Raw genomic sequence first — 8745 nt, 5'->3', positions numbered from 1 at the left:
TATCGGCTTAGCCAGCAGCGCCGTCTGCCCGCCGTTGGCAAAGTCGGCCAGCCAGCGATAGACGCTGCGCACATTGACACCAAAGGCCGCAGCCACGCTTTCTACCGTCTGGCCTTCGCGAATAGCCTTCACTGCCTGCTGCCGCATTACCTGCAAGGCTTGATGCTCGATCGACCGAGCATCCGAGTTTCGTTTGCATTTCATGAAAGCATTGTCTCACATGACAATACTTTCTAAAAGGTTAGTAACTTCGGTGCATCGGTCTTGATGCAGGACAAGGATGCTCGAACGGAATCCGTAACATCGATGACGCAACCTACACAGGGGGAGCGCGCAACAATGAGGGCTTCGTCGTGGCGCCGGCAAGCTGTCTATCGTCATCCTGCGGGACACCACGGAGCGGGTGAGGGCGGAGCCGGCCTCGCGGCCGATTATCTGTGCCACGGCGTGCGGGCGGCCCTGCACGCGGAGCAGGAGCCGTGCCCCGATACGCGGATCCACGCCGCCGGCTATCGCCTGAGCGGCACGCTGCTGTCGATCTGCGCGGCGGCGATTGGCCGTGACGACAGCGGCTTGCCACGGCAAAGCCCGACCTTGTTCGCCAGCGAGACGGACTGCACCGGCCCAGGAGGATTCGGCATGCCGTGCATTGAGTCTGATGTGGGGCGCTCAGCGGCCATTGATGCGGTTCCATTGCCGCCGCTGCGCAGCAGCATCCGCCCCGGACTTGATGCCGATCAACTGCCGCGCCGGAGCGCCGCCTATAGTGCCTTGATCCCCCCTGAGCATTGCCGACGAGCTCTATTGGAGTCTGAATCGGCCCGAACCCAGGTCAAGCCAGGAGACGCATGATGAGGATCGAAGAGATTTGCTCGCTGTCCCCCGTTCATATCCCGCATACGTGCACGCTGCGCGACGCTGCGGTGCAGATGCGCGACCGGCACGTTGGCGCGCTGGTGGTGACAGAGCCATTCGGAGGCGGCCAGCGCGCGATGGGCATCGTAACGGATCGCGACATAGTGCTAGAGAGCACCGCCGCAGGCACGGTGCCGGGAGAGGCGACGGTGGCGGACGTGATGACGCGCGGCGTGGTGGCGATCGGCAAGGATGCAGGCATTGACGATGCGTTGCAGACGATGCTGGCGCACGGCGTGCGCCGCCTCGCGGTAACGGATGCCGAAGCGGTGGTGGGCGTATTGTCGCTGGACGATATCGTTGACGCCCTTGGCGCTCAGTGGAACATGCTCGCCAGCGTGCTGCACAACGAGCGGGAACGCGAACGTTCTGGCAGCGTGCAGACACCGCTGCACGCGTGAATGGCGGGCGGGGCTTCGCCCGCGCCCAATGCCCGATGTCTCTCCCAGCCCCCGCCGAGACCGGACGGTGCGGTCCAGTGCAGCATACGGACAAGAGCGCAAGAACATGGATGCCGGTATCCTCAAACTCGCCTGCAAGCTGCTGGTCAATGACCGGGCCATGTTCACCGGCCTGCTTGCCAGGGCTGCGCAAGCACAGGCAAGGCTGCGTTCATGATTGGCCGGGCGATCCAGTACCTGGGCGGGATGGTGGGTCGGCTACGGCACGGGCCTGTCGCATCGGCGCAAGGCGCGGCAGGTACTGCGCCGACTGGCAAACAGAAGCCGGCTTCGTCTGGCGGCATACCGGACGCGTTGCTACGGGCCGCCGGTATGCCGCGAGCGACCCTGCTCCAGCAACTGGATACCAGCCCGGAGGGGCTGACAGGCGCCGAGGCCACCCTGCGCCTGCAAAACCTCGGCCCCAACCTGGTGGAGCATGAGCGTCCGCGCCCGGCGGTGCTCGACCTGCTGCGCCGTTTGCTCAATCCGCTCAATGTGATGCTGCTGACCCTGGCAGGGGTATCCTCAGCCATCCAGGACTACGACGCGGCCGCGGTGATCGCCCTGATGGTGATGCTCAGCGTCGGCCTGGCCACCGTGCAGGAGCGTCGCTCCGGACGTGCTGCTGCGGCGCTGCGAGCCATGGTGCATACCACCGCCGCCACGCAGCGCCGGTCGGAGCCGGGGGCGCTACCCATCACCAGCGAACTGCCAATCGGCGCACTGGTGCCGGGCGACATCGTTCATCTGGCGGCGGGTGACCTCGTTCCCGCGGATGCCCGGCTGCTGGCTTCGAAGGATTTGTTCGTTAACCAGTCCGCGCTGACCGGCGAATCGCTGCCCGTAGAGAAGTTCGCGCTGGAGAGCGCCAGCGGCGACGAGCCCGGCACGCTGGAGAACATCGTGCTGATGGGCACGGCCGTGGTCAGTGGAAGCGCGACCGTGGTGGTGGTGCTCACCGGGCCGCGCGCCGTGTTTGGCAGCATCGCCCGCTCGTTGTCCGAGGAAACCTCCGGCACCGTGTTCGAGCAAGGCCTGCAGCGTTTCGCACGCCTGATGCTCGTCCTGATCGCGATCCTTGCGCCACTGGTGTTCCTGATCAACGGGCTCACCAAGGGCGATTGGCTGGAGGCGCTGCTGTTCGCGGTGGCGGTCGCCGTAGGGCTGACGCCCGAGATGCTGCCGATGCTGGTGACGGTGAACCTGGCAAAAGGCGCGCTTGCCATGTCGCGCCGTAAGGTGATCGTGAAACACCTCAGCGCCATCCAGAACCTAGGCGCCATGGATGTATTGTGCACTGACAAGACAGGCACCTTGACGCAGGACCGCATCATCCTGAAGAAGCATGTGGACCTGGCGGGGCAGGAGACCGCGCGCGTGCTGGAATTCGCCTACCTGAACAGCTACCACCAGTCCGGCTTGCACAACCTCCTGGACAAAGCGGTGCTCCTGCATGACGAGGTGGGTGAAACACTGCGGCTGGAGGGTGGCTACCGCAAAATCGACGAAGTGCCGTTCGATTTCGAGCGGCGTCGCATGTCGGTTGTGGTGGACGGGCCGCACGGCAGGCTCCTGGTCTGCAAGGGAGCGGTGGAGGAGATCTATGCCGCATGCGCCAGCGCCGAACTCGGTGGGCGGGCGATGGCGCTTGACGACTCGCACCGCCATTCGCTGATGTCGGTGTGCACTGCACTCAACGAAGATGGCTTCAGGGTGATCGCGATCGCCTACAAGCCTTTGCCACCAGCGCCGGATACACAGCCGTACTCGGTGGCGGACGAATCCGCGCTGATCCTGCTTGGCTACATCGCGTTCATCGACCCGCCCAAGGATAGCGCGGCACCGGCGCTGGCCGCGCTGCGCGACAGCGGCATCGAAGTCAAGGTCTTGACCGGCGACAGCCCGGTGATCGCGCGCAAGATATGCCGGGAAGTCGGCCTTGACGTAGGTCGGGCCGTACTCGGTGCGGAACTCGACGGGCTCACGCCGCAAGCGCTGGGCGAGCTTGCCGAGCGCACGCAGCTCTTCGCCAAGCTGGCACCGGCGCACAAGACGGCCATCGTCAAGGCCCTGCGGGAGCGTGGACGGGTGGTGGGGGTGCTCGGCGATGGCATCAACGACGGGCCCGCGCTGAAAGCGGCTGACGTGGGTATCTCGGTGGACAGCGGCGCGGATATCGCCAAGGAGTCCGCCAGCATCATCCTGCTGGAAAAGAGTCTGCTGGTGCTGCACGACGGCGTGATCGAAGGCCGCAAGGTTTTTGCCAACCTGCTCAAGTACCTGCGCATGGGTGCGAGTTCCAACTTCGGCAATATGTTCAGCGTACTCGGCGCGAGTGCCTGGCTGCCCTTCCTGCCGATGGCGCCGATCCAGGTGCTGACCAATAACCTGCTCTATGATTTTTCGCAGACCGCGCTGCCCACCGACAACGTGGACGACGATGCCGTCAGCCGCCCGCGCCGATGGGAGATCGGCAAGCTCGGCCGCTATATCCTGTGCATCGGCCCGATCAGCTCGGTGTTCGACTACATCACCTTTGCGACGCTCTACTGGATACTGGGCGCCAACACGCCCGCGCAGCAGCACCTGTTCCAGACGGGCTGGTTCCTGGAGTCGCTGCTGTCGCAGACCCTGATCGTTCATGTGATTCGCACACGATACATTCCCTTTGTGCAAAGCCGAGGCAGCACCGCGCTGATTGCCACCACATTGGCGATTTGCCTGATCGGCATCTGGCTGCCTAACTCGCCGCTCGCAACGCCGCTGGGCCTGCTGCCTCCGCCGGGCATGCTCTGGCTTTTCCTGCCGCCGATCATCCTTGGCTATTGCTGCCTGACCTACACGCTACGCGGATGGCTGATCCGGCGGTTTTCGATCGATTGAGGCGCTATCGTGGGATCCGCGGCCCAACATTTGACATAGCACAAAGACTGGCTTTGCCAACGGCTTACTCTGGGTGCAAGCCGGGACTAACCTCGCAGCGCGCAGCCGCTGCCCGAAGGATGGGAGGCAAATCGATGAGTCCGTCACTTGCCCGCTTCGCGAGCCGGGAAGAGGCCGCGGCGCAGCTAGCCGAGGCTCTCTCCGAGTATCGGGGCCGGCGTCCCTTGATTCTTGCCATTCCGAAGGGCGGCGTACCCATTGGGCGCGGACTCGCCGATGCGCTGGAGGGGCAACTCGATGTGGCATTGGTCAGCAAGCTGATCGGCCCGGACAATGACGTCGCCGCAGTCGGGGCCGTGACCGAGAACGGCTGGACCTACCGCGTGAAGAACCCCGTGGGGGGGCAGCCTGCTCCCATGCATTTTTCCCAGGAGCGGCTGGCGAAGCTTGATCTGTTGAAGCAGCAATGCGCGATCTACACGTCGCAGCGCGCGCGGCTTGACCCGCATGGCCGCATAGTGATCCTGGTTGACGACGGACTCTGCACTGGCGCCACCATGATGGCAGCGATCCACGCGGCACGCAGGCGACAGCCAGCATGGTTGGTTTGCGCGGTCCCCGTGGGCACGCCCCAAGGGCTGGCGGCGGTCCGTGCCAGCGCCGACGAGGTGGTATGCCTGAACGCCGACGGGCCGGATCACGATGTCCGCCTCGCCTACCAGTGCTTTCCGGAGGTGGACGACGGAAAAGTCCGCGCACTGCTCTGGCGCGATATCGAACCGCGCAATGCCGAGGCCATCGGAACGAAAACCCTGGCGACCGCCGTGCCGGTTGGCATCCCGTGCGACGGCATCAGGCTGTACGGCGTGCTCGACGCCCCTGCCAGTCCTGTAGGACTGGTGCTGATGGTACATGCCAATGGCATCGACGAGCATGCCGTGCGCAATCAGTATGTGGCGAGGAAACTGTGCGCCAGGGGGCTGGCCACGCTGCTGGTGGACCTGATCGGGCCACGGGAGGCGATGCGCACGGAAAAGCGCCGGGACATCGCGATGTTGGCTGGCAGGCTGCGGGTGGTAATGCAGGTGGTGCGCGGCTACGTGCACGCGCGGCTGCGTTTGCCGGCGGTTCCGCTCGGCTGTTTTGGCACCGGCAGCGCAGCGGCTGCCGCATTGACGGTGGCGGCGGAGGACGGGACGGATCTACGCGCACTGGTCCTCGCCGCGGGACGCGTGGACTTGGCCGATGCCAACACCTTGGGCAGCGTGACCACACCTACGCTTCTCGTGGTGGGTGCCGGCGATCCGGAAGGTATCCGGAGAAATGATCTTGTGTTCGGCAGGCTCCGCTGTCCCAGGCAATTGCGACTGGTGGCAGGCGAGGGCAGGATATTCGAGGAACCTGCCGCGATAGAAGAACTGGCCGTGCTGACAGGAAGCTGGTTCTCGCAATTGCTTGCCGAAGGGAAATTCGCGGTCGTGTAGGACTAACCAGCGGGAGTATCTTTATGTCCTTCGCTACCATTCTGGTCATACTCGACGCCAGCCGACGGTCCTACCACCGGCTCGATATCGCCGCACGATTGGCGCACATGCACAATGCCAAGCTGATTGGTATGTTTGCCTGTCGCCGCCCGGAGCCGACGTGGATGTACCGCCTTCCCGACGGCGCGCGCTATCTCGAGGTCCTCCAAGCCCAGTACGAGCAGGATTGCGAGGTCATGCGACATGGTTTCGAAGGTGCGACAGAAGAACTGCCGATCACTACCGAATGGCATGCCTGCGACGAACCTCCGCTGATCATCGGGCAGCGGGAGGCGCGGCTGGCGGACCTCATCGTGCTCGGACAGAATGACCCGGCGAATCCGGCCGCCTTCGTGGCCGAGAACTTCGTCGAATCCATTATGCTTGCCTGCGGCCGGCCAGTCCTAACGATACCGAGCGTGGGGTGGTTTGAGACGGTGGGCAGTCGCATCTTGGTCGCCTGGGACGGCGGGCGGGAGGCCGCGCGGGCCATCCGCGATGCGCTGCCACTACTGCGCAAAGCCAAAGCGGTGACCATCTCGACATGCACGCTGGCTGGCAAGGTCGGCGACCAATGGAGTGCGCCTGCCCAGTATGCGGCGACCTGGTTGACGGCACATGGCGTGAGCGCCGCATTGCGCAACCTTCCTGTGGCAGCATCCGGCGATGCCGGCGAGCGCCTGCTGTCGGAGGCGTCGGATCTGGAGGCCGATCTCGTCGTAGCCGGCGCCTACGGACACAATAGGCTTCGTGAGGTGGTTCTGGGCGGGACGACACGGACGTTGCTGGAAGGCATGACAGTTCCCGTGCTCTTTTCCCACTGAATCCTGTCGCATTCGCGGACTGATATGAGGCGAAGCGATGCGCAGCCCCATGCGCTTGGCCGCGGTCCCCTGTCTCTTGCATATTGAGCAAGACAACCGAGCGCATAACCGACGGTTGTACGGCGCCGGTCGTTGACGTATGTCAATGGGCGCGCGTACCTGACAACTAATCTGGAATACCGAATGCGCCAGATTGACTTGGCGCCGGCATCGAGAGGAGCAGTCAGATGAAGACCGATCTGCAGATCAAGCAGGACGTGAACGACGAGCTTGCGTGGGATCCCGCAGTTGATGGTGCAGCAGTTGGCGTAGAAGTCAGCCGGGGGGTAGTGACGTTGAGCGGCCACCTCAATACCTATATAGAAAAGCTGGCGGCCGAACGTGCGGCCGAGCGCGTCGAAGGGGTGAAGGCGGTGGTGGTGGGTCTCGAAGTACGCGCCCCCGGCGAACACAATGACGAAGCGATTGCCGAAGCCGCCCGGGCGACGCTGCAATGGCATGCGAGCTTGCCGTCGACCGGTATCAAGGTACGTGTCGAGAAGGGTTGGGTCACACTTGCCGGCGAGGTGGAATGGGCATATCAGCGCGAACTGGCCGAGCGTTCCGTAGGACATCTGCGCGGCGTGGCCGGCGTAATCAATCTGATCACGATCAAGCCACGCGTTGGGCCGCCGGATGTTGCAAAGCGCATCGACGCGGCCTTGCGACGTCATGCCGAGCGGGAAGCGGCTCATATCAGGGTCGAGGTGCTGGGCAGCGTTGTAACCCTAAATGGCCGGGTCGATTCTCCGCAGGAGCGGCAAGCGGCAGTGGGAGCGGCTTGGTCAGCGCCGGGGGTGACCAGCGTGGTCGATCAGCTCACCCTGTCCTGAAAAGCGGCAGAAGAGGGCGCGGGTAAATCCCAAGCTTCGCGCCCGAGCCACTTGGCCGGCCAGCCGGCGCGAGTTACCGGCGGGTTAAGCCTGCGGAGCGCCGCGTGAAGGCGGATGGCAGATTATTTTTTCGGCGGTGCTGCGCTGAACGTCTTGTTGGCGATCTTCCAGACACCGTCGATTTCCAGGAGCGTCATATAGTCCGTGAAGGTCACTTCCGGATACTCGAGCACGACCTTGGCAGTGCCGGCGTTGCCGGTGACGTCGAAATGCGTGATGTAGCGCTTGCGTTGGGCTTCGTCTGCCGCGGGCTGGCCCTGGAAGCGCGCGGAAAACTCATCGAGGGTCAAGGCGTGCAGCTTTCCCTCGCGAAACGAGATGATCCTGGCATCCGGGTGGAACGCCTTGCGCATGTATTCAGCATTGCCGGTGATGTGAGCTTGCAGGTAGTTCTCGATCGGTTCAAGAGCGGCGACGTGTTGTGATGTCATGCCGGGGGGGCTGAAAGTCATGTTGTCTCCAGATCAATGAATCCGCCTGGCCGTGGCCTGATGGCGGGCGTCAAACCATGTGATTGCATTCTATTATTGCATACAATGTGTTTAGCCCGGAGATCGGCGCCGTTCAGCTCTGGCCGGAGCCCGCCGGGCAGGCGGCGGGTGCCCCGCAAGTGCTCTGCGATGACCTTCATCTCGCGGCGATAAAGTCCGCGGCAAAAAATCTTAGAAAAAACTTGCCAGCGTTGCGCGAACGACCTAGTATTCGCTCCCCCTGCGACACGAGGCTCGGCTTCCGGGCAGGGCGGTGGAGTTCGCGGGGCGGTGCCAGTGGGAAAGGTGAGTAATACGCGTAGCGAATCCAGCCTGAGCAAGAAAAGATTAAAAAAGTATTGATGAAACGCAGATAATTCTTTATAGTCTCGTTTCTCTGCTGCAGCAAACGCAGCGACGCGGTAAGCAAAGCGAACCGCGGTGAGTTCTTTAACAAACAAACAACCGATAAGTGTGGGCGCTTGATAGCGGATGCGGAAGACTTCAGTCTTTTAGCTTACAAGTTATAAAGTGCTCGCACAGTAAAACATGTTGGTTATGTCCGGGGTGCAAATCGCGGACGTAACCAGTCAGTTTTCTGAGAGTGAGCGACCGCTCGAAAGAGCGAGATCCGCAAGGATCACACAGGTATTAAACTGAAGAGTTTGATCCTGGCTCAGATTGAACGCTGGCGGCATGCCTTACACATGCAAGTCGAACGGCAGCACGGGAGCAATCCTGGTGGCGAGTGGCGA

8 protein-coding genes and 1 rRNA gene are annotated in these 8745 nt (G+C 63.0%); 7 read left to right on the top strand and 2 right to left on the bottom strand.

Annotated elements, in window-relative coordinates; translation table 11 throughout:
- On the bottom strand, positions 1–204 hold a 204-nt coding region (locus A9975_RS19720; protein WP_183033298.1), incomplete at its 3' end, for a helix-turn-helix domain-containing protein.
- A 60-nt stretch (positions 205–264) separates the two neighbouring features.
- Here A9975_RS19720 and A9975_RS19715 point away from each other — a divergent pair.
- The 6 genes from A9975_RS19715 to A9975_RS19690 all read left to right on the top strand — a co-directional run bounded on the left by A9975_RS19715 (position 265) and on the right by A9975_RS19690 (position 7460).
- Complete coding sequence (locus tag A9975_RS19715; protein WP_183034227.1) at positions 265–852, top strand: hypothetical protein; 588 nt, start codon at positions 265–267, stop codon at positions 850–852.
- Positions 849–1316 carry a cyclic nucleotide-binding/CBS domain-containing protein gene (locus tag A9975_RS19710; RefSeq protein ID WP_370565023.1) on the top strand — a complete coding sequence of 156 codons (468 nt, stop codon included), beginning with the start codon at positions 849–851 and terminating at the stop codon, positions 1314–1316. Before A9975_RS19715 ends, A9975_RS19710 begins: the two co-directional genes overlap by 4 nt.
- A gap of 213 nt (positions 1317–1529) precedes the next feature.
- Positions 1530–4241 (top strand): magnesium-translocating P-type ATPase, encoded by a 2712-nt coding sequence (gene mgtA, locus A9975_RS19705; RefSeq protein WP_220810823.1) that lies wholly within the window; start codon positions 1530–1532, stop codon positions 4239–4241.
- 134 nt (positions 4242–4375) lie between these two features.
- On the top strand, positions 4376–5725 hold the full coding sequence (locus tag A9975_RS19700) for a phosphoribosyltransferase family protein (protein WP_183034226.1): 1350 nt from the start codon (positions 4376–4378) through the stop codon (positions 5723–5725).
- A 23-nt stretch (positions 5726–5748) separates the two neighbouring features.
- Positions 5749–6588: a universal stress protein gene (locus A9975_RS19695; protein ID WP_183034224.1), complete on the top strand. Its 840-nt coding sequence runs from the start codon at positions 5749–5751 to the stop codon at positions 6586–6588.
- A 227-nt stretch (positions 6589–6815) separates the two neighbouring features.
- Positions 6816–7460 carry a BON domain-containing protein gene (locus A9975_RS19690; protein WP_183034223.1) on the top strand — a complete coding sequence of 215 codons (645 nt, stop codon included), beginning with the start codon at positions 6816–6818 and terminating at the stop codon, positions 7458–7460.
- 122 nt (positions 7461–7582) lie between these two features.
- Here A9975_RS19690 and A9975_RS19685 read toward each other — a convergent pair whose 3' ends face one another.
- Positions 7583–7972: a nuclear transport factor 2 family protein gene (locus A9975_RS19685; RefSeq protein ID WP_183034222.1), complete on the bottom strand. Its 390-nt coding sequence runs from the start codon at positions 7970–7972 to the stop codon at positions 7583–7585.
- Between the two features lie 671 nt (positions 7973–8643).
- Here A9975_RS19685 and A9975_RS19680 point away from each other — a divergent pair.
- Positions 8644–8745, top strand: a 16S ribosomal RNA gene (locus A9975_RS19680); the annotation flags it as partial.

The organism is Cupriavidus sp. UME77, from assembly GCF_014170355.1.
Taxonomy (GTDB): domain Bacteria; phylum Pseudomonadota; class Gammaproteobacteria; order Burkholderiales; family Burkholderiaceae; genus Cupriavidus; species Cupriavidus basilensis.
Note: the sequence above shows the minus strand (reverse complement) of the source record. Positions and strands in the feature narration are given on the sequence as shown.